At 67.7% G+C, this 20,668-nt stretch carries 20 protein-coding genes; 15 read left to right on the forward strand and 5 right to left on the reverse strand.

Features of this window, described 5'->3' with window-relative positions:
- Positions 1 to 22 precede the first annotated feature (22 nt).
- The 3 genes from AC57B8_RS33595 to AC57B8_RS33605 all read left to right on the forward strand — a co-directional run bounded on the left by AC57B8_RS33595 (position 23) and on the right by AC57B8_RS33605 (position 3,259).
- Complete coding sequence (locus AC57B8_RS33595; protein ID WP_496482024.1) at positions 23 to 760, forward strand: aspartate/glutamate racemase family protein; 738 nt, start codon at positions 23 to 25, stop codon at positions 758 to 760.
- Between the two features lie 14 nt (positions 761 to 774).
- A complete protein-coding gene (locus AC57B8_RS33600; protein ID WP_095744177.1) occupies positions 775 to 1,536 on the forward strand; it encodes a GntR family transcriptional regulator in 762 nt (253 codons plus the stop codon).
- A 232-nt stretch (positions 1,537 to 1,768) separates the two neighbouring features.
- Complete coding sequence (locus AC57B8_RS33605) at positions 1,769 to 3,259, forward strand: nucleobase:cation symporter-2 family protein (protein ID WP_095946737.1); 1,491 nt, start codon at positions 1,769 to 1,771, stop codon at positions 3,257 to 3,259.
- 4 nt (positions 3,260 to 3,263) lie between these two features.
- Here AC57B8_RS33605 and AC57B8_RS33610 read toward each other — a convergent pair whose 3' ends face one another.
- The gene (locus AC57B8_RS33610) at positions 3,264 to 4,121 is read right to left on the reverse strand and encodes an aldo/keto reductase (RefSeq protein WP_496482025.1); all 858 of its coding nucleotides are present in this window, start codon (positions 4,119 to 4,121) and stop codon (positions 3,264 to 3,266) included.
- Positions 4,122 to 4,394: 273 nt separating this feature from the next.
- Here AC57B8_RS33610 and AC57B8_RS33615 point away from each other — a divergent pair, with 273 nt between their 5' ends.
- The 9 genes from AC57B8_RS33615 to AC57B8_RS33655 all read left to right on the forward strand — a co-directional run bounded on the left by AC57B8_RS33615 (position 4,395) and on the right by AC57B8_RS33655 (position 14,668).
- Entirely contained in the window at positions 4,395 to 5,486 is a 1,092-nt protein-coding gene (locus tag AC57B8_RS33615) for a tartrate dehydrogenase (protein WP_070061680.1), read from the forward strand.
- 197 nt (positions 5,487 to 5,683) lie between these two features.
- Entirely contained in the window at positions 5,684 to 6,634 is a 951-nt protein-coding gene (locus tag AC57B8_RS33620; RefSeq protein ID WP_070061679.1) for an ABC transporter permease, read from the forward strand.
- Entirely contained in the window at positions 6,631 to 7,515 is an 885-nt protein-coding gene (locus tag AC57B8_RS33625; protein ID WP_159274476.1) for an ABC transporter permease, read from the forward strand. Before AC57B8_RS33620 ends, AC57B8_RS33625 begins: the two co-directional genes overlap by 4 nt.
- A gap of 6 nt (positions 7,516 to 7,521) precedes the next feature.
- A complete protein-coding gene (locus AC57B8_RS33630) occupies positions 7,522 to 8,514 on the forward strand; it encodes an ABC transporter ATP-binding protein (RefSeq protein ID WP_496482026.1) in 993 nt (330 codons plus the stop codon).
- Between the two features lie 8 nt (positions 8,515 to 8,522).
- On the forward strand, positions 8,523 to 9,338 hold the full coding sequence (locus tag AC57B8_RS33635) for an ATP-binding cassette domain-containing protein (RefSeq protein ID WP_496482027.1): 816 nt from the start codon (positions 8,523 to 8,525) through the stop codon (positions 9,336 to 9,338).
- Positions 9,339 to 9,390: 52 nt separating this feature from the next.
- Positions 9,391 to 10,884, forward strand: coding sequence for an ABC transporter substrate-binding protein (locus AC57B8_RS33640; RefSeq protein ID WP_062479362.1), 1,494 nt, complete (start codon positions 9,391 to 9,393; stop codon positions 10,882 to 10,884).
- A gap of 7 nt (positions 10,885 to 10,891) precedes the next feature.
- Positions 10,892 to 12,292: an amidase gene (locus tag AC57B8_RS33645; protein ID WP_496482028.1), complete on the forward strand. Its 1,401-nt coding sequence runs from the start codon at positions 10,892 to 10,894 to the stop codon at positions 12,290 to 12,292.
- A gap of 26 nt (positions 12,293 to 12,318) precedes the next feature.
- Entirely contained in the window at positions 12,319 to 13,767 is a 1,449-nt protein-coding gene (locus tag AC57B8_RS33650; protein ID WP_496482029.1) for an aldehyde dehydrogenase family protein, read from the forward strand.
- 4 nt (positions 13,768 to 13,771) lie between these two features.
- The gene (locus AC57B8_RS33655; RefSeq protein WP_496482030.1) at positions 13,772 to 14,668 is read left to right on the forward strand and encodes an NAD(P)-dependent oxidoreductase; all 897 of its coding nucleotides are present in this window, start codon (positions 13,772 to 13,774) and stop codon (positions 14,666 to 14,668) included.
- A 188-nt stretch (positions 14,669 to 14,856) separates the two neighbouring features.
- On the opposite strand, the gene pyrF is transcribed toward AC57B8_RS33655, so the two are convergent.
- Genes pyrF through AC57B8_RS33670 form a run of 3 tightly spaced genes read right to left on the reverse strand, consistent with a single transcriptional unit; the run spans position 14,857 to position 16,509 of the window.
- Complete coding sequence (gene pyrF, locus AC57B8_RS33660; protein WP_496482031.1) at positions 14,857 to 15,561, reverse strand: orotidine-5'-phosphate decarboxylase; 705 nt, start codon at positions 15,559 to 15,561, stop codon at positions 14,857 to 14,859.
- 41 nt (positions 15,562 to 15,602) lie between these two features.
- Positions 15,603 to 15,929 carry an EthD family reductase gene (locus AC57B8_RS33665; RefSeq protein WP_369644314.1) on the reverse strand — a complete coding sequence of 109 codons (327 nt, stop codon included), beginning with the start codon at positions 15,927 to 15,929 and terminating at the stop codon, positions 15,603 to 15,605.
- A 37-nt stretch (positions 15,930 to 15,966) separates the two neighbouring features.
- Positions 15,967 to 16,509, reverse strand: coding sequence for a carboxymuconolactone decarboxylase family protein (locus AC57B8_RS33670; protein WP_496482032.1), 543 nt, complete (start codon positions 16,507 to 16,509; stop codon positions 15,967 to 15,969).
- 115 nt (positions 16,510 to 16,624) lie between these two features.
- On the opposite strand from AC57B8_RS33670, the gene AC57B8_RS33675 reads away from it, so the two are divergent.
- The 3 genes from AC57B8_RS33675 to AC57B8_RS33685 all read left to right on the forward strand — a co-directional run bounded on the left by AC57B8_RS33675 (position 16,625) and on the right by AC57B8_RS33685 (position 19,778).
- Positions 16,625 to 16,891, forward strand: a complete 267-nt coding sequence (locus AC57B8_RS33675; RefSeq protein ID WP_221937696.1) for a winged helix-turn-helix transcriptional regulator — start codon at positions 16,625 to 16,627, stop codon at positions 16,889 to 16,891.
- Positions 16,892 to 17,057: 166 nt separating this feature from the next.
- The gene (locus AC57B8_RS33680; RefSeq protein ID WP_487850056.1) at positions 17,058 to 17,504 is read left to right on the forward strand and encodes a hypothetical protein; all 447 of its coding nucleotides are present in this window, start codon (positions 17,058 to 17,060) and stop codon (positions 17,502 to 17,504) included.
- 144 nt (positions 17,505 to 17,648) lie between these two features.
- Positions 17,649 to 19,778 carry a tripartite tricarboxylate transporter substrate-binding protein gene (locus AC57B8_RS33685; RefSeq protein WP_496482033.1) on the forward strand — a complete coding sequence of 710 codons (2,130 nt, stop codon included), beginning with the start codon at positions 17,649 to 17,651 and terminating at the stop codon, positions 19,776 to 19,778.
- Positions 19,779 to 19,814: 36 nt separating this feature from the next.
- Here AC57B8_RS33685 and AC57B8_RS33690 read toward each other — a convergent pair whose 3' ends face one another.
- On the reverse strand, positions 19,815 to 20,210 hold the full coding sequence (locus AC57B8_RS33690) for a hypothetical protein (protein ID WP_062479336.1): 396 nt from the start codon (positions 20,208 to 20,210) through the stop codon (positions 19,815 to 19,817).
- Positions 20,211 to 20,668 lie beyond the last annotated feature (458 nt).

Below are 20,668 nucleotides of genomic sequence, written 5' to 3' on the forward strand. Positions count from 1 at the left end.
TGACCGAAGAAGGGACCGCGCCGTGCGCATCAAGATCATCAACCCCAACACCACCTGGAGCATGACCGAGAAGATCGGTGCCTGCGCCCGCTCGGTGGCGCACGCCGGCACCGAGATCGTGGCCGTGAGCCCGGCCATGGGGCCGGTCTCCATCGAGAGCCACTACGACGAAGCGCTGGCCGTGCCGGGGTTGCTGCAGGAGATCGCCGCGGGCGAGCGCGACGGCATCGACGGCTACGTGATCGCCTGCTTCGGCGACCCGGGCCTGAAGGCGGCGCGCGAGCTGGCGCGCGGCCCGGTGGTCGGCATCGCCGAAGCGGCGATGCACCTGGCCAGCATGATCGGCAGCCGCTTCAGCGTGGTGACCACGCTGGGGCGCACCATGGGCCAGGCCTGGCACCTGGCCGAGATCTACGGCATGGAGCGCTTCTGCGCCAACGTGCGCGCCTGCGAGCTGCCGGTGCTCGAACTGGAAGAGCCGGGCTCCAACGCCCGCGAGCGCATCGTCGACGAATGCCGGCGCGCGCTCGAAGAAGACGGCGCCGACTGCATCGTGCTCGGCTGCGCCGGCATGACCGACCTGTGCGCGCACATCGAGCAGGTGCTCGGCGTGCCGGTGATCGACGGCGTGGCCGCGGGCACCAAGCTCATCGAATCGCTGGTGGCGCTGAAGCTGCGCACCAGCAAGCGCGGCGAGCTGGCAAGGCCCCTGCCCAAGCCCATGATCGGCGCGCTCGAGGCCTTCACCCTCACGCGCTGAGCCACAATCGACGGATGCCCCGCGCCAGTTCCAAAACCTCCGTCCCTTCCGCCGCCCCCGTTGCCGCACCGGCCGAGAACGGCGCGGCGCCGGCCGACAAGAACAGTTCCATCGAGAGCATCGCCAACGACATCGCCACCGCGATCGTCGAGAAGCGCCTGCCGCCCGGCACCTGGCTGCGCGAAGAGGCGTTGGGCCGCGTCTACTCGGTGAGCCGCACCAAGGTGCGTGCGGCGCTCTTGATGCTGTCGAAGGACAAGCTCATCGAGATGATTCCCGACAAGGGCGCCTTCGTCTGCCAACCCACGGTCGACGAGGCGCGCGAGGTGTTCGCGGTGCGCCGCATTCTGGAGCGCGAGGTGGTGCGCCTGTTCATCGCCAACGCCCGGCCACGCGACTACCAGACGCTCGAGCAGCACATCAAGTTCGAACGCACCGCGCTGCGCCAGAGCACCACCATGGGCACGGTGCGCGAGAAACTGCTGGGCGACTTTCACGTGGCGCTGGCCGAAGCCACCGGCAACCACACGCTGGCCGAGATGGTGCGCGAGCTGGTGGCGCGCAGCTCGCTGATCGCGATGCTCTACCACTCGTCGAACGACCCGCACTGCTCGTCCGACGAGCATTCCGACTTCCTGCGCCTGTGCCGCAAGGGCGACGTGGAAGCGGCCGTGACCTGCATGATCGAGCACCTCGAACGCATCGAGGCGAGTCTTGAGCTGGGCACCGAGAAGCCCGACCGCCAGCTCGACCTGGTCAAGGCACTGCTGGCCTGAACCGCTGAGCCCACGCGTCGCTGACGCACCCCACTCCCGATACCTGAGAGCCGGCCGAAACGCCGGAGGCGTCGGCGCGCGCCTCCCACAGCGCTTCTTCGCCGGATTCGGGTTTACCTGAATCCGGATTGCCGCATAAATTGTATACAGTTTCGCGTACACAACTGGTGTGCGCGACGGCTCTGCGACGCGCATCACTGCTCCGTTCCCCTCGCCGCGCCAGGAGACAACGATGACGGCAGATTCCCTTTCCAGCAATGTCCATCCCGTGGACCAGCGCCTGCCTTCGGGCAAGCTCGCGGCCCTCGGCCTGCAGCACGTGCTCGTGATGTATGCGGGCGCCGTCGCGGTGCCGCTCATCGTGGGCCGTGCGCTCAAGCTCTCGCCCGACGAGGTCGCGCTGCTGATCTCGGCCGACCTGTTCTGCTGCGGCATCGCCACGCTGATCCAGGCGCTGGGTGCCACGCAGTGGTTCGGCATCAAGCTGCCCGTGATGATGGGCGTGACCTTCGCCTCGGTGGCGCCCATGGTCGCCATCGCCAACGCCAACCCCGGGCAGAACGGGGCGCAGCTGCTGTTCGGCGCCATCATCGGCGCGGGGGTGATATCGATACTGATCGCGCCGCTGGTGAGCCGCATGCTGCGGTTCTTCCCGCCGGTGGTGACGGGCACGATCATCGCGGTCATCGGCATCAGCCTGATGCGCGTGGGCATCAACTGGATCTTCGGCAACCCCGTGGGCCCGACGGCGCCCGCGCTGGTCGACCCGGTGTACGCCAAGTGGCTGGCCGAGGTCACCTCGCCGGGCAGCTCGATCCCCGCGGTGCCCAAGGGCTTCGCGATCATGCCCACCGTGCCCAACCCCAAGTACGCCGACCTGTCGGGCTTCGGCGTGGCCGCACTGGTGCTGGTGTCGATCCTCCTGATCGTGAAGTACGCCAAGGGCTTCATCGCCAACATCTCGGTGCTGCTGGGCATCGTGATCGGCGCGGTGGTGGCCTCGCTCACCGGCCTCATGACCTACGAGAAAGTTGGCAAGGCCGCCTGGGTCGACGTCGTGCTGCCCTTCCACTTCGGCATGCCGCTGTTCGACCCGATCCTGATCCTCACGATGACGCTCATCATGATCGTCGTGATGATCGAATCGACCGGCATGTTCCTCGCGCTGGGCGAAATGACCGACCGCAAGATCAGCCAGCAAGACCTGGCCAAGGGCCTGCGCACCGACGGCCTGGGCACGCTCATCGGCGGCATCTTCAACACCTTCCCGTACACCAGCTTCTCGCAGAACGTGGGCCTGGTGGCCGTCACCGGCATCAAGAGCCGTTATGTGTGCGTGGCCGGCGGCGTGATCCTGATCGTGCTGGGCCTGCTGCCGAAGATGGCCGCGCTGGTCGAGTCGCTGCCCACCGTGGTGCTCGGCGGCGCGGGCCTCGTGATGTTCGGCATGGTGGCCGCCACCGGCATCCGCATCCTGTCGGGCGTGGACTTCAAGACCAACCGCCACAACGCCATGATCGTCGCCGTGTCGATCGGCGTCGGCATGATTCCGCTCATCGCCCCCAACTTCAAGCAGTGGATGCCGCACTCGATCCACTCGCTGATCGAGTCGGGCATCCTGCTGGCGTCGATCACGGCCGTGCTGCTGAACCTGTTCCTCAACGGTGCGAAGCACGACGAAGAGGCGGTGATCGCGGCGGCCAAGCACGCCGACGCGCACTGATGAACTAGATCATCGCCAACGGCGTCTTGCGCTGGGGCACCGGATAGATCCGGTCCAGCGCCGCCAGGGTCGTCGCATCGAGCTGCAGCTCGGCGGCGGCCCTGTTTTCTTTCAGGTGCGCGCTGCGCACCGCCTTCGGAATCGCCGCCACACCCGGGCGCGCGATGACCGCGGCCAGCGCCAGTTGCGCGGCGCTCACGCCGAGCTCGGCCGCCAGCCGGCCCAATGCCTCGTCGCCCGCCAGCGCGCCCTGGTCGATCGGGCTGTAGGCCATCAGCGGCATGCCGCGTTCGCGCTGCCAGGGCAGCAGGTCGAACTCGGGGCCGCGCTCGCCGAGCGACAGGTACACCTGGTTGGCCGCGCAGGCCGGACCGTTGCCGATGACCTGCGCCAGCTCCTGCATGTCGTCGGTGTCGAAGTTGCTGACGCCCCAGTGGGCGATGCGACCGGCCGCGACCAGTTCGTGCATCGCCTCGACCGTGTGCGCCAGCGGGTGGTTGCCGCGCCAGTGCAGCAGGTACAGGTCGATGCGCTCCAGCCCCAGCCGCGCCAGGCTGCGCTCGCAAGCCTGGCCCGTGCCACGGCGGCTCGCGTTGTGCGGGTAGACCTTGCTGACGATGAAGAGGTCTTCGCGCCGCACATCGCCCGCGCGCAGCGCCTCGGCCACGGCCTGGCCGACCACGGTCTCGGCACCGCCCTCGCCGTACATCTCGGCCGTGTCGATCAGGCGGTAGCCCAGGCCGATGGCCTCGCGCACCGCGGCCACCTCGGCCGCGCGGCGGGTGGCGTCTTCGCCCATGCGCCAGGTGCCGAGACCGAGAACCGGCATCTCGCCGCCGGTGGGGAGTGGAAGTGTTCGCATGGGCACGATGGTACGCAGGCCCTTTCGGCGGGTGCCCGGGTGCGGGTTTTCCGCCCCCGGTGCCTTCTAATTTTTCGAAGCTCAAGTCAGTTCGATGACCATCAATTGCTTATCTTCCGCCGTGTTCTGGCGTTTTGGCCTTCGCTTTTTGTCAATGCCCGGTGGGTGCCAACCCCCATCGCGCGCGCCCCACCCGCTCCTAGAATTTTTTGACGGCCCGGTGTCACAAGCGTCGGCGCTCTTATCGAAACGGTTCAGGAACAGGTTGAGTCAATGCAGCAGAAGCAAAAGCACAGGATTGCCGTCATTCCCGGAGACGGCATCGGCGTCGAAGTCATGCCCGAGGGCCTTCGCGTGCTCGACGCGGTCAGTCGGCGCTTCGGCATCGATTTCGCGTACGACCATTTCGACTGGGGTTCCGACCACTACGTGCGCACCGGCCTGATGATGCCGGCCGACTGGGCCGACAAGATCCAGGGTCACGACGCCATCTACTTCGGCGCCGTGGGCGATCCCGCCAAGGTGCCCGACCACATCGCCGTGTGGGGCCTGCTCATCAAGATCCGCCGCGACTTCGACCAGTACGTCAACCTGCGCCCCGTGCGCCTGATGCCCGGCGTGCCCGGCCCGCTGGCGCACCGCAAGCCCGGCGACATCGACTTCCTCGTGGTGCGCGAGAACACCGAAGGCGAATACACCTCGGTGGGCGGGCGCCTGTTCGAAGGCACGCCGCGCGAGATGGCGATCCAGGAAGCCGTGTTCACCCGCGTGGGTGTCGACCGCATCATCGACTACGCGTTCCAGCTAGCCAACCGCCGCAAGCGCAAGAACCTGGTGGCCGCCACCAAGTCGAACGGCATCTCGATCACCATGCCCTACTGGGACGAGCGCCTGGCCGAGATCGCCACGCGCTACCCCGACGTGGCCACGAGCAAGTACCACATCGACATCCTGTGCGCGCACTTCGTGCAGCACCCCGACTGGTTCGACGTGGTCGTGGCCTCCAACCTGTTCGGCGACATCCTCTCCGACCTGGGCCCGGCCTGCACCGGCACCATCGGCATCGCGCCCTCGGCCAACCTGAACCCCGAACGCAAGTTCCCGTCGCTCTTCGAGCCCGTGCACGGCTCGGCGCCCGACATCGCGGGCAAGGGCATCGCCAACCCCATCGGCCAGATCTGGTCGGCCGCGCTCATGCTCGACCACCTGGGCGACAACGACCCCGTGTACGCACAGGCCTCGGCGGCCGTGCTCTCGGCGATCGAGACCGTGCTCAGCGAAGGCCCGCGCACGCGCGACATGGGCGGCACCGCCAACACGGTGGACGTGGGCCGCGCGATTGCCGAGTGCATCGCTTCGGCATGACACCTCCCGACCCTCTTTTTCGCAGGAAGCGAAACGCGCTGCGCACACCCGCAGCGTGCCCTCGTGCTCAGGGCACTGGGTGCTTCCCGCAGCGAAATCAAGGAGGAGGCCGCAGGCCGGGGGACATTCGCGGAGGGAAGTACCCGGTGGCCTGGGCACACGCCCCGAACAGCGACAAAAAACGGAGCCACTGAACCATGGGCCTGTTCCTGCTCAAGCGCACCTTGACGCTCATCGGCACGCTGATCGGCGCGTCCGTCATCGTGTTCCTGGTGCTCGAAATTCTCCCCGGCAACGCCGCGCAGATGCTCATGGGCCCCGACGCCTCGCCCGACGCCGTCGCCGCCCTGGCCACCAAGCTCGGCCTCGACCAGCCCGCGTGGACCCGCTACTGGCACTGGATCGGCGGCCTGCTCACCGGCAACCTCGGTGACAGCTATGCCTACAGCTCGCCCGTCATCGACCTGATCCTCGAGCGCCTGGCCCTCACCGTGCCACTGGCCGTGATGGCCATGGCCCTGACCGTCGTCATCGCATTGCTCGTAGGCGTGACCGCCGCCGCGCGCCACAACAAGCTCGGCGACGTCGGCCTCATGGGCATGGCCCAGGTCGGCATCGCCATTCCCAACTTCTGGTTCGCGATCCTGCTGATCCTCGTGTTCTCGGTGCAGCTGCAGTGGTTCTCCGCCGGCGGCTTCGAGGGTTGGGGTGAAGGCATCTTCGCGGGGCTCAAGTCCCTGCTTCTGCCCGCGCTGTCGCTCGCAGTGGTGCAGGCCGCGATCCTCGCGCGCATCACGCGCTCGGCCGTGCTCGAGGTGATGCGCGAAGATTTCGTTCGCACCGCACGCGCCAAGGGCGTGTCCCAGCGCATGGTGCTGTGGACCCACGTGCTGCGCAACGCGATGATCCCCGTCATCACCGTCATGGGCATGCAGTTCTCCGAGCTGCTGGCCGGCACCATCGTGGTGGAGAACGTGTTCTACCTGCCCGGGCTGGGCCGGCTGATCTTCCAAGCCATCAGCAACCGCGACCTGATCGTGGTGCGCAACTGCGTGATGCTGCTCGCGGCGATGGTCGTCATCGTGAACTTCGTGGTCGACGTGCTCTATGCCGTCATCGACCCGCGCATCAAGGCGAGCGACATATGAGCGCCATCCTCTCCCCTTCCGTGCCCGCATCCGCCGCGCCCCTCGCGCCCGGCTTCTGGCGCCGCGCGGTCAAGCACCGCAGCTTCGTCATCGGCGGCGTGTTCGCGCTGCTGCTGTTGCTGGCGGCACTGATCTCCTTCGTCTGGACGCCCTGGTCGCCCTACGCGATGGACATGGCGAACAAGATGCAGGGTCCTTCGGCCACGCACTGGCTCGGCACCGATGCCTTCGGGCGCGACGTGGCCTCGCTGCTGCTGGTGGGCGCGCGCGCCTCCATCCTCGTGGGCGTGATCGCCGTGGGCATCGGCCTCGTGGTCGGCACAGCGCTGGGCCTGCTGGCTGCCGCAAGACGCGGCTGGGTCGAAGAGGCGGTGATGCGCCTGTCGGACTTCACGCTCGCCTTCCCCGCGATCCTGTCGGCCATCATGATGACGGCCGTGTTCGGCGCCGGCATCGTCAACGCGATCATCGCGATCGGCATCTACAACATCCCGACCTTCGCGCGCATCACGCGCGCCTCGGCCAACGCGATCTGGTCGCGCGAGTACGTCGCCGCGGCACGCGCCTGCGGCAAGGGATCGTTCGCGATCACCATGCAGCACGTGCTGCCGAACATCTCGGCCGTGCTGATCGTGCAGATCACCATCCGCTTCGCCATCGCGATCCTGGCCGAAGCAGCGCTGTCGTACCTCGGCCTCGGCACGCAGCCGCCTCAACCGTCGTGGGGCCGCATGCTCAGCGAAGCCCAGACCCTCATGTTCCAGCAGCCGCTGCTGGCCGTCTTCCCCGGCATGGCCATCGCCTTCGCGGTGCTCGGCCTGAACCTGCTGGGCGACGGTCTGCGCGACCTGCTCGATCCGCGCCTGGCCCGCGCAAGGTAGACCGCCATGCCCCTCCTCGAAGTCAACGACCTCCACATCGGCCTGCAGACCCAGCGCGGGCCGGCCGAAGCCGTGCGCGGCATTTCCTTCTCGCTGGAGCGCGGCGAAACGCTGGGCATCGTCGGCGAATCGGGCTGCGGCAAGTCGATCACCGTCATGTCGCTCATGGGCCTGCTGCCCTCCACCGCCAAGGTCACGGGCAGCATCAAGCTCGACGGCCAGGAACTCGTCGGCCTGCCCGAAAAGCAGATGTGCCAGCTGCGCGGCAACCGCATCGGCATGATCTTCCAGGAGCCGATGACGGCCCTGAACCCCGTGCACACCATCGCGCGCCAGGTCGGCGAACCGCTGATGCTGCACCGCGGCCTCACCAAGGCGCAGGCGCGCAGGGAAGCCCTCGACCTGCTCGACCGCGTTGGCATTCCCGATGCCGCTTCGCGCCTCGATGCCTACCCGCACCAGTTCTCGGGCGGACAGCGCCAGCGCATCGGCATCGCGATGGCGCTGGCCTGCGGGCCCGACCTGCTGATTGCCGACGAGCCCACCACCGCGCTCGACGTGACGATCCAGAAGCAGGTGCTCGACCTGATCCAGGGCCTGGTCGCCGAAATGGGCATGGCGCTGATCCTCATCTCGCACGATCTCGGCGTGATCGCCAGCAGCGTGCAGCGCATGCTCGTGATGTACGGTGGCAGCGCCGTGGAAAGCGGCCCGACCGAGACGGTCTTTGCCGACCGTGCCCACCCCTACACGCGCGGCCTGTTCGCGGCGCGCCCCGCGCTCGGCACCGTGCGCGCGGGCCGGCTGCCCACCATCCGCGGCAGCGTGCCCGAGCTGGTCGACATTCCGCGTGGCTGCGGCTTCGCGGGCCGCTGCGACTTCACGACCGACGCCTGCCACACCACGAAACCGCCGGTGGCGCGCCAACCCAACGGCCACGCGGTGAGCTGCCTGCACCTCGACGCCGTCGCCGCGCACGCCACGCTGGCCGCCGCATGAGCCCCTCGATGACTTCGACGCCCGCTTCTTCAACCCCGCTGCTGCAGGTGACCGACCTCGTGCGGCACTACGCATTGCCGCGCGAAAAACTCTTCGGCCCGCCGCCCACCGTGAAGGCGCTCAACGGCGTGAGCTTCGAGGTGCAGGCAGGCAAGAGCGTGGGCATCGTCGGCGAATCGGGCTCGGGCAAGTCCACCATCGCGCGCCTCGTGATGGCGCTGGACACACCCACCTCGGGCAGCGTCGCGCTCGAAGGCCGCAACCTGCACGCGCTCTCGAAGGCCGAGCTGCGCACCGCGCGGCGCGACTTCCAGATGGTCTTTCAGGACCCGTACGGCTCGCTCGACCCGCGCCAGACCGTCGCGCGCATCGTCGCCGAGCCGCTCGAAGCGCTGGCCGAAACGCGCCGCGCCGAGCAGCGCGAGCGCGCCGCCGAAGCGCTCGCCGCCGTCGGCCTGCGCACCACCGACCTCGACAAGTACCCGCACGAGTTCTCAGGCGGACAGCGCCAGCGCATCGCCATCGCACGCGCGCTCATCACGCGCCCCAAGCTCATCGTGGCCGACGAGCCCGTGAGCGCACTCGACGTGTCCGTGCAGGCCCAGGTGCTCAACCTCATGCAGGACCTGCAGCAGCAGTTCGGCATCAGCTACCTACTCATCAGCCACGACCTCGCCGTGGTGAACCACCTGTGCGACGAGGTGTGCGTGGTGTTCAAGGGCCAGATCGTGGAACGCGGCCAGCCCGCCGAACTTTTTGCCCACGCGCAACACCCATACACACGCACCTTGCTATCGGCCGTGCTGCACACGCCATCGCGGTAGGCCCGAACGGGTCGAACCGGCAGCCCCTTTTTTCTTCCAGGAGAACCCCCGAATGTTGAAGCGACGCACCCTCATGGGCACCGCCATCGCCGCCGCGATCCCCGGCGCCTTCCCGCTGTTCGCGCAGGCCCAGACCGGCAAGAACATGCTGACCATCGGCATGCCGCTGGAACCGCCGGGCCTGGACCCGACCACCGCCGCCGCCTCGGCCATTGCCGAAATCGCGCACTACAACATCTTCGAGACGCTGACCAAGATCAACGCCGACGGCAGCGTGACGCCGCTGCTGGCCGAGAGCTGGACCGTGTCGCCCGACCTCAAGACCCACACCTTCAAGCTGCGCAAGGGCGTGAAGTTCGAGAACGGCGAGGCCTTCGACGCCGCTGCCGTCAAGTTCAGCTTCGAGCGCGCGGCCGGCGAGAAGAGCACCAACAAGGACAAGCGCTTCTTCAGCGAGATCAGCCTGAAGACGCCCGACGCCGACACGGTGGTCATCACCACCGCACAGCCCAACCCCGACCTGCTGTTCATGCTCGGCCAGGCCACCGCCTGCATCGTCGAGCCCAAGAGCGCCGACACCAACGCCACCAAGCCCGTGGGCACCGGCCCCTACAAGCTCGACAGCTGGCAGCGCGGCTCGGCCTGTTCGCTGGTGAAGTCGCCGACGTACCGCAACCCGGCGCTGGCCAAGGTCAACAAGTTCGTCTTCAAGTTCATGTCCGACTCGGCCGCGCAGACCGCGGCGCTGATGGCCGGCGACATCGACATCTTCCCGCGCGCCGGCACGCGCAGCGTGGGCCAGTTCCGCGCCAACCCGCGCTTCCGCGTGCTGGAAGTGGGCACGCGCAGCAAGGTGATCCTGGCCATCAACAACAAGCGCAAGCCGCTGGACGACGTGCGCGTGCGCCGCGCCATCCTGGCCGCGGTGGACCGCAACGTGGTGATCCAGGGCGCGGCCGACGGTTTCGGCAAGGCCATCGGCAGCCACTACCCGATCGGCGCGCCGGGCTATGTCGACACCACCGGCATCAACCCCTTCGACATCGCCAAGGCGAAGAAGCTGCTGGCCGACGCGGGCGTGAAGACGCCGCTGGAGCTGCGCATGACGCTGCCGCCGCCTTCGTACGCGCGCCAGGGCGGCGAGGTGATCGCGGCCCAGCTCGCGGCCATCGGCATCAACGTGAAGATCCAGAACGTCGAATGGGCCCAGTGGCTCAGCGGCACCTTCGGCGGCGGGCATGACTTCGACCTGAGCATCGTCGCGCACGTGGAGCCCTTCGACCTCGTGAAGTACACCGAGCCCGACTACTACTGGGGCTACGACTCGAAGAAGTTCCGCGACCTGTACGCCTCGGTGCAGAGCGAGCCCGACGAGAAGAAGCGCAACGCGCTGCTCGGCGAGGCGCAGAAGATGCTCGCCAACGACGCCGTCAACGGCTTCCTGTTCCAGGCCGTGTTCCCCACGGTCGCGCGCAAGGAAGTGAAGGGCCTGTGGCCGAACATGCCGATCGTCGCGAACGACCTGGCTGCCATTTCGTGGGGTTGATGCGGCGATGACGAAGCCTCTTTACGCCCTGGGTGTGCAGGAACTGCACGCCGCCTATGCCGCCAAGGAACTCTCGCCGGTCGAGGTGACCCGCGCGGTCAACGAACGCATCGCGGCCTGCGAGCCGCAGCTGCGCGCCACCTGGCTGTTCCGCCCCGAAGCCGCGCTCGAACAGGCGCGCGCCTCCGAGCAACGCTGGCTCGCCGGCACGCCGCGCGGCGCGCTCGACGGCGTGCCCGTGACCGTCAAGGAAAACCTCGCGACCGAGGGCGACCCGATGCCGCTGGGCACCGCCGCCTACGAGCTCGTGCCGGTGACCTACGACTCGCCCCCCGCCGCGCGCCTGAAGGCCGACGGCACGGTGATGGTGGCCAAGACCACGATGCCCGACCTGGGCATGCTGTCGTCGGGCCTGTCGAGCTTTCACGACCTCTCGCGCAATCCGTGGGACACCTCGCGCACGCCGGGCGGTTCCAGCGCGGGCGCCGGTGCGGCTGCTGCGGCTGGCTACGGCCCGCTGCACGTGGGCACCGACATCGGCGGCTCGCTGCGCCTGCCGGCCAGCTGGTGCGGCATCTTCACGCTCAAGCCCAGCTTCGGCCGCATTCCGCTGAGCTCGCCCTACATGGGCCGCTGCGCCGGCCCGATGACGCGCACCGTGGCCGACGCGGCGCTGATGATGGCTTCGGTCGCGCAGCCCGACGACCGCGACTATTCGGAACTGCCGCCGCCCGTGATCGACTGGAACGCCTTCGAGGTCGATCCGTCGTTCCTCAAGGGCAAGCGCGTGGCGCTGCACATGGACGCCGGCTGCGGCCTGCCGCTCGATCCGCAGATCGCACAGGCCATCCGCGATGCCGCCAAGCGCATCGAGGCCGCTGGCGCTCACGTCGAGGAAATCCCCGCCTTCATGACGCCGCAGATGCTGCAGGGCATGGACCACTTCTGGCGCATGCGCTCGTGCCTGGACATGCAGGCCATGAGCGCCGAGCAGCGCGCGAAGATCCTGCCGTACATCCGCGAATGGGCCGAGAGCGCCGCCGGCTTCTCGGGTGCGCACGTCTTCGACGGCTACAGCCAGTTCGTCGCCACGCGCGCGGCCACGGTCGCCGCCACCAAGGCCTACGACTTCGTGATCTCGCCGGTGTCGCCGAACATGCCCGCGCCCGCGGACCATGCCTCGCCCACCAACGACCCGATGCGGCCGCTGGAGCACATCGGCTTCACGGTGCCCTACAACATGTCGGAGCAGCCGGCTGCGTCGGTCAACTGCGGCTACTCGGCCGAAGGCCTGCCCATCGGCCTGCAGGTGGCCGGCCGCCGCTTCGACGACCTGGGCGTGCTGCAGTTCAGCCGCGCCTTCGAGCAGATTCGCGACGCCCAGAAGCCCTGGCCTGAGGCCGTCTGACCCGCCACACGGAGACACACCTTCCCATGAACGCCACCCACTACATCGACGGCCGCCGCGTGGCGTCCGAAGGCAACGCCACCATCGACGTGATCGACCCGAGCGACGGCCAGAAATTCGGCGCCATCGCACGCGGCACCGCCGCCGACATCGACGTCGCCGTGCGCGCCGCGCGCCAGGCCATGGGCGAGCATTTCGACGGCCCCTGGGGCGCCACCACTGCGCTGGAGCGCGGCCGGTTGCTCGCCAAGCTCGGCGCCGCCGTGATGCAGCACCACGAAGAGCTGGCTCAGCTCGAGGCGCGCGACACCGGCAAGGCGCTGCGCGTGGCGCGCAACGACGCGACCGCGCTGGCGCGCTACTTCGAGTACTACGCCGGCGCCTGCGACAAGCTGCACGGCGACACCCTGCCCTACGAGCGCGGCTACACCGTGCTCACGGTGCGCATTCCGCACGGCGTGACGGGCCACATCATTCCCTGGAACTACCCGATGCAGATCGCGGGCCGCAGCGTGGGCGCCTCGCTCGCTGCTGGCAACGCCTGCGTGGTGAAGCCGGCGGAAGACGCGAGCCTGTCGCTGCTGCGCCTGGCCGAGATCGCGACCGAGGTCGGCTTTCCGGCCGGTGCGCTCAACGTGGTCACGGGCTACGGCAAGGAAGCCGGCGCCGCGCTGTGCGCGCACCGGGGCATCGACCACATCTCGTTCACCGGCTCGACCATGACCGGCCGCAGCGTGGGCCTGGCCGCGGCCGAGCGCCACTGCCCCGTGACGCTGGAGCTGGGCGGCAAATCGCCGCAGATCGTGTTCGCCGACGCCGACCTCGACGCGGCCGAGCCCGTGCTGCTCAACGCCATCATCCAGAACGCCGGCCAGACCTGCTCGGCGGGCAGCCGCGTGCTGGTGGAGCAGTCGATCTATGAAGAAGTCGTGCAGCGCCTCGCCAAGCGCTTCACGGCCGTGCGCGCGGGCACGCCCGCCGAAGACCTGGACATGGGCCCGCTCATCAACGAGAAGCAGTTCCGCCAGGTGCGCGACATGGTCGCGACCGCCGAGGCGAGCGGCATGAAGGTGGCGGCGCGCGGCACGGTGTCGCCGCAGGCACCGTCCACCGGCTACTACCAGGAGGCCGTGCTGTTCCGCGACGTGCCGCACGACAGCGACCTGGCCCAGCGCGAAGTCTTCGGCCCGGTGCTGGCCGTGATGCCCTTTGCCGACGAGGCCGAGGCGGTGCGCCTGGCCAACGGCACGGACTTCGGCCTGGTGGCCGGCGTGTGGACGCGCGACGGCGCGCGCCAGCTGCGCATGGCGCACAAGCTGCATTGCGGCCAGGTGTTCGTGAACAATTACGGGGCGGCGGGTGGTGTAGAACTGCCCTTCGGCGGCGTGAAGTCGAGTGGCTTCGGCCGCGAGAAGGGCTTCGAGGCCCTGCTCGGCTTCACGACACTCAAGACCATCGCCATCAAGCACGGATGAATTCATGACCACCACTGAACAGCAACCACAAACCTCGCGCAAAGTCGGCCTCGTCGGCGTCGGCCTCATGGGCCACGGCATCGCCAGCAACATCGTCAAGCACGGCCACCAGCTCACCGTGCTGGAGCATGCGGGCAACCAGCCGATCGACGACCTGCTGAAGGCCGGCGCCACGTCGGTCAAAGACGTGGCCACGCTGGCCGCGCAGGTCGATGTACTGATCCTGTGCGTGACCGGCACGCCGCAGGTCGAGGCCGTGATGCTCGGCGACAACGGTGCGCTGAGCACGCTGCGCCCCGGCACCGTGGTGATCGACTGCTCCACCGCCGTGCCCGCCTCCACCGCCAAGGTCGCGCAGGCCGTGCTCGCCAAGGGCGGCCGCTTCCTCGACACGCCGATGACCCGCACCGCCAAGGAGGCCGCCGAAGGCCGCCTGAACCTGTTGGTGGGCGGCGACGCCGAAGTGCTGGCCTCGTGCCTGCCGCTGCTGCGCTGCTTTGCCGAGAACGTCACGCACGTCGGCGATGTGGGCGCGGGCCATGCGATGAAGCTGCTGCACAACTTCGTGTCGCTGGGCACCGTGGCGCTGCTGTGCGAGGCCGCGGCCTGCGCGCAACGCGCCGGCGTGAAGCCCGAGGTGTTCGTGGACGTGCTCGCCAAGGGCGGCGGCAACGGCGTGGCGCTGGAGCGCCTCAAGCCCAAGCTGCTGACGGGCAGCACCGATTCGCTGAAGTTCTCGATGGCGAATGCGAAGAAGGACCTGGGGTACTACAACGACATGGCGGAGCAGTCGTCTTCGAGCCATGGCATTGCGCAGGCTGTCGATGCCTTGCTGGCGCACGGTGTCGAAACCTTCGGGCCGGATCGCATGGTGCTCGATCTGGTCGAAGCGCTGCGCTGACATTCTTCAGGGCGCGTGCGCAGGCCACCGGGTACTTCCCTCCGCGAATGTCCCCCGGCCTTCGGCCTCCTCCTTGATTTCGCTGCGGGAAGCACCCGGTGTCCTGCGCACGATGAGCGTGGCTGTGGTGCTGGCCGTTCAGGCGCTGCGGCGAAGTGCCAGTCCCGACCCGACCGACCGCTTCAGTGTTATTGGATGGCGGTAGCCAGTTCTGCGCGCACGGCCGCGAACACGGCCGCAGGATCTGGGGCACGCGATATCGGGCGGCCGATGACCACGTGCGTCGCGCCAGCCCCGATGGCCTGCGAGGGGGTCGCAGCCCGCGCGTGGTCATTCTTTTCATCGCCTGGGAGCTGCGTGCCTGGCGTCACGATCAGGGCATCGGGCGGCAGGATCTCGCGAAGCAGCCTCACCTCCAACGGCGACGAAACAACGCCATGGCAACCGGCCGCAGCGGCCAGGCGGCCCAGCCGTGCGACCTGCTCTGGAACCGTCGAGGCGACGCCCACCTCTTCCAAGTCCTGGTCACGCATGCTGGTGATGACCGTGAGCGCAAGCACCTTCAGTTGAGGGAACGGGCTCGCGGCCTGGACGGCCGAGCGAAGCACGGCGGAACCGCCTGAGGCGTGCACCGTCACCATCGACGCCCCCAGGTGTCCGGCTGCGGTGACTGCGCCCGCCACCGAGCTGGGAATTTCCAGCAGCTTGAGGTCGAGAAAGACACGCTTCCCTGCATCTACGAGCTCGCGGACGACCGAAGGTCCTGCCGCCGTCAGCAGCTGCAGGCCGACCTTGTAGTGCGTGGTCGCTGCGCCCAGCTGCTTCACGAGGTCCGCCGCCAATGCGGCGGCTGGGAAGTCGAGCGAAACGATGATGCGGCTGTCCGTACTCATTGGCTTGTCCTCCATGCCGACGCCCCGTGCTCGGAGGGAACTCAGGCCTCCGAACGCTCCACGACCACCTCGCTGATCTGCACCACGGGTTGAATGTCCGTGTAGTTGGCGATGTCGCCCCGGATCTCCTCCTGGTGCTGGGCAGAGGCTGCGCGGTAAGCGTCGACGGAAGTGCAGACGAAATCGCACTTGGCGATGTACGCAGGGTCGGTGCCCACACCACGCCCCGAGATGCCCTTGTCCACCATGTAGTACAGGCACGCAGCGCCGAGCAGTCGTTTCATCATGGGCATGTGCCTCTCACGGTAGTACGCGTGATCGAAGCGCGCGCCTGCGGCGTAGGGGTACATGACACTGACCTTGATCATCGAGATTTCTCCTGGGGTTGCACGCTGGTTGATCGCCTCAAGCGGGGAATCGCGCGCCCGACGCTTCCAGGGGCAGGCGCAGCCCGTTCGTGAGGTAGCTGACGGTGCGATAGAAGCCCGCCAGCATCAGCAGTTCGATGATGGCTTCTTCGCTGAAGTACGTTCGCAACGCGTCCCACAGGCCATCGTCGATGTCGGCGTGCGCGTGCAAGGCGTCGCACAGGCGCAGAAGCACCTGGTCCTCGGCCGACCAGCAGGCGTCGTTCGCCGAAGCCGTGACGGTCGCTTGAACCTGCTCTGGCGTCAGGCCGGCGAGCTTCGAGAAGACCGCGACGTGGACGCCCCATTCGTATTCGGATTTGCACAATGCCGTCGTGCGGTGAATCACGATCTCGCGCTGTCGGATGCTCAGGTGGCCTTTGTCCAGCAACCCGCCGGCAAAGAACTTCTGGAACAGACGCGGGTCGCGTGCCAAGGTCGTGAACAGCCGCAAGGGGGGCCGTCCCTTCATCACCCTGTCGAGTGACCTGGAAATGTCTTCACCAAATGGTGGCGTTGCTGGCTCGATGCGTGCGGGCATGCAGACTCCTGATTCAAGGGCCACGCCATCGTAGGTCCGTTGCTGTATAAAGTAAAGCATGACGACACCTCGCATCGGCCACCCAGTTCGCGGTTCCACCACCGGCCGCCCCCTCATGGTCGCGCTGGACCTGCTGGGCCGGCGCACGGCGCTGCGCGTGCTCTGGGAACTTCGGGAGGGCTCGCTGACCTTCAGGGCCCTGCAGGACGCGTGCGAGACGAACACCCGGTTGCTCAACACGCGGCTCACCGAACTGAGGGAAGTCGACCTGGTCGAACATGCCGAGGGTGGCTATCGACTGACGGACGAAGGGCGGCGGCTTTCGAAGGCGCTGAAGCCGTTGTCAGCCTGGGCGGACCAGTGGGGGCAAGGAAAGCGATGAGAAGGTGACTCGCGCCATGGCGTACCACCGCGGAGCATCCGCGGCGAATGGCTCCGCCTATGATCAGAAACGTTTTTGTGGAGGAGCCCGTGACCGGCATGTTCGCGCTGCCCAGCCTGTCTCGCAGATCGTGCGGGACACATCGCGTCAGTGCCTTGGAAAACCTATGAGAAAAATCTTTCCTCTCTGCACCCTCGTGTTGCTGTCCGCCCTCTCGGGTCAGGCCCTCGCAGGTGCCAATACGGCGCGACTGAATTGCACGGGCAGTCACGCGGGGCAGGCACTCACCTTGGTGGGTGATGTTCCCGCCTCCATCGTGGAGGTCGATCTGAAGCTCTCCTACGGCGGGCAAACCATGCGCCTGGTTTCACCCCAGGCGGAAACCTCCGAGTCCACCGATTTCCGCCATGGCGTCTTCAGGTTGGAAGCTGCGCTGTCCGGTTCGAACAAACTCCAGCTTCAAGCCAAGCCCAAGAGCATCAAGTACAAAGGCAGCATGGGTGCCGGCAAACTCAACGCCAGCTTTGGCGCCATCCTCAAGAATGCGCCTGAGCCCTTTCAATCCGCGCTGAAAGGGGCTGAGCTCACTTGCATCTATGCATACGAAGTTTGAGCGTGGGCCCACAAATCGTTCAAGCAGGCAAACAGCCGCCGCGCGTTCAACCGCGAGCGCCTCGGCGAACCGCGATGCCTGCGATGGAATGGCATCCATCTGCGGCCACGACCCGAGGCTGAACCCTTGTTTCTCGCTCGCCCGATGAAGCGGCTGCGTCCCTTTGCCGCCCTGCTGTGGCTCGGCATCGCCCTCGGTCCGGCCCGCGCAGCGCCACCGACCTACCAGGCGCTGTACGCCAACCCGGAACGCGCGTTGCCGATGCAGCCGACCTGGCAACTGCAGCCAGTGGATGCACAGGCGCCACCGTGGGAAGACATCTTCACCTTCACCATCGGCATCGCCCCCAACCTGATCGAACGGGCGCGTTGGCTGAGCCTGAATCCGGGCAAGCACAGCGAGCGCGCCCCCGCGTTGTTCGACGCCCTCGACGGGCGCGTGCTTTTCCTTTCACCGACGGCGCGCAGCTTCTGCGACGGACGCTGGCAGGTCGTGCGGCAGGAATACATCTCCGTCAATCCCGCACTGCAGCCGCTGCACCGGGTGTGGCTGGTGGAGCGAAAGCCCGGCGGCGGGCTGCGCACCACCACGGCCAACGGGCGCATCGATGCGCAAGGCCAGTGGGCCGTTCCGCCCGTGAGTTGCGATGGCAAGGACACGATCTCCCTCGACTCCCCCGCCGCCCTCTCTTACCTGATGCCCGACGGATCCAGGCCCGTGCCTTCCGAGCTGCAGGTGGACACGGTGTTCGCACAGCCCGGCTTGCGCGATGCACGGGGACAGTGGCGCCCCCCCGCCCCGCCGCGAGACATCACCACTGCACGGTGGATGGACTACAAGCGGCAGATGGTGACGCCCGGCTCCACCGGCTCGGGCCTGATCGACGCGCGCGGACGCATGGTGATCCCGTTCATCTTCGGCGAGCGGCCCGACGCCACAGCCCAGCGGCGCATCCAGCTGTGCACCGCCACCGGGCTGGATCTGCAGCGCAACGCCGGCACGCCGCAGGTGTGTCACTGGCAACGACTGCATGGCAGCAGCAATGCCGGCGCCGCGCTGCGGCCGGTCAAGGACGCGGCCACCGGCCGATGGGGCTACCGGAACGCGCGGGGCCAATGGGCGATCGCGCCGCAGTTCGAATCGGCGCGCCGGTTCCGTCATGGCTACGCCGTCGTCTCGGGTGCGTTCCCGCAGGACTGGCGGCCGCCCGGGTGGCAGGACGAACGGCCGATCATCCGGCAGTTCCACCGCGTGGGCCGCCATTGGGTGGCCGAAGCCCTGGTGCGCAACGCGTCCACGGGCGGCGCGTGGGAATTACGCTATGGCCTGATGAACGATGCAGGGCAATGGCTTGCCGCCGTGCCGCAGCCCGCGCTGCACCTCACCGTGCTGGTTCCGCCCGGTGGCCGCAGCGGCCACTATGCCGAGATGCTGGCCAGCCACTTGCCCACCCTGCTGGGACGCAGCGTGCAGGTCGATCACGTGCCGACAGCCACCGAGGCCGACTATCGCCGGCTGATGACGGAGGGCGGCAACGAGAAGGTCCTGCTCGCGGCGTTGCGGCTGCCGCGCGGAGGCATTGAGGGCGTGCACCAGGCCGCGCCGATCGATGCGCTGATGCATTCCCTTCGCCCCGTCACGCTGCTGGCATCGGAGCCTCTGGTGCTGGCCATCGACAGCACGAAGGCCGACGCGCTGGGCATCCGCAGCACGGACGACCTGCTGGCCTACGCACGGGCCCACCCGGGCAGCCTGCGCATCGGCACGGGCGACGACGGCTGGACGGGCCACCTCGCCTTCGGCCAGTTCCGCACAGCGAGCGGCGTCGACGTGCAGCGCGTGGTCTTCAAGGGCATGTATCCCGACTCGGACGTCATTACCAAGGAGCACGCGGTGGACCTGCTGTTCGCGCCCGTGAACGGCGTGGCGGTCGCCGTGCGGCGCGGCCAGTTGCGTGTGCTGGGCACCACCGCCGACCCGGCGCACCCGCAAAGCTTCGAAGGTGTGCCGTGGCCGACGCTGGGCTCGAGCGCGCCCTTGGCCGGCTACACGACCTACGACCACTTCAGCCTCTGGGCGCCCGCGAATTCGGAGGCCGCGTCCAATCGCATAGTGCAGGAAGCCGTGGCCCAGGTGCTTGCCAAGCCCGAAGTGCAGAAGCATTTGCAAGACCTTCGCGTGGTCGGCGGCGGCGGTTCGCCCGAGAGCCTGCTGGCGCTGGAAGACGAAGAGCGCGAACGCTGGATGCGTGCGCTTTCATCACCGGCGCGTTGAGGGCGTTGAGGGCGTTGAGGGCGCTGTCCCCCACCATCACTCGAACCGTATCTCGGCCACGGTCGGCGCATTCGGCTCCCTGGTCCTGGCATTCGCAATGGCACCGTCTTTTTCGTTCCTGAACCAGTAGCGGCACCCGGTTCGAGAAATCATCGTCACGCACATCGAGCCGTCGGCGTTGAGAACCCATTTGCCCGACGCCTTGCCCGGTCCGCTCTGGTTGACAAAGTCGACGCGGCCATCCGTATAGAACTGCCAGCGCGAGACCATGCCGGTCGACAGATTGCTCGAGACGATGGGTTTGCCGATCAAGGTGCTCTCGACCTCGGCTTTGCTCAGGAACACGCGGCCATGAATGGGTGCGGGCTCCTCGGAGATGGCCGGCACGACGGCGATGCACAGCAGCGCGCGGATGGCGTAACGGGTGAACATGACATGCCCCTCTGACGTCGCGCAATCGGCATGCGTTCAGCCGAGCGCGTGCGTCCAAGCGCCTGGTTGGCCTGTCGGTAACGCCCGATGGCGTTACATGGCATTAACTAAAAAGCGCTACTTTTCTGCGCGCCAGATCCAGCCGGCGTACGCGAACGAGGCCTGCTTCTTCCTGCACGCCACGGCCACGCCGGGAGGCGGTGGCCCGAGGTCGAGACGAGGAAGGCGGCGTTCTTTTTCTGCGACGACACGGCTTGTGCTCCGATGGCCCCTCGGCAAGGTGGCCGAAGGGCGTTGTGGGTGGCCTACGCAAACTCCGTGGCAACGGCGCCGGCGACGGCGGAAGAGCACTGTGAAGGCAGCTGTGCAATGGCTTGTATGGCACTGTGTCGTGCGTACGGTGCCTGTAAACGGCCTGTCGATTTCGCGGGCCCGTTTCTTCTGCCTGCTGCCGCGGA

Source organism: Variovorax sp. BGA-UO-ETr-C22, from assembly GCF_059567965.1.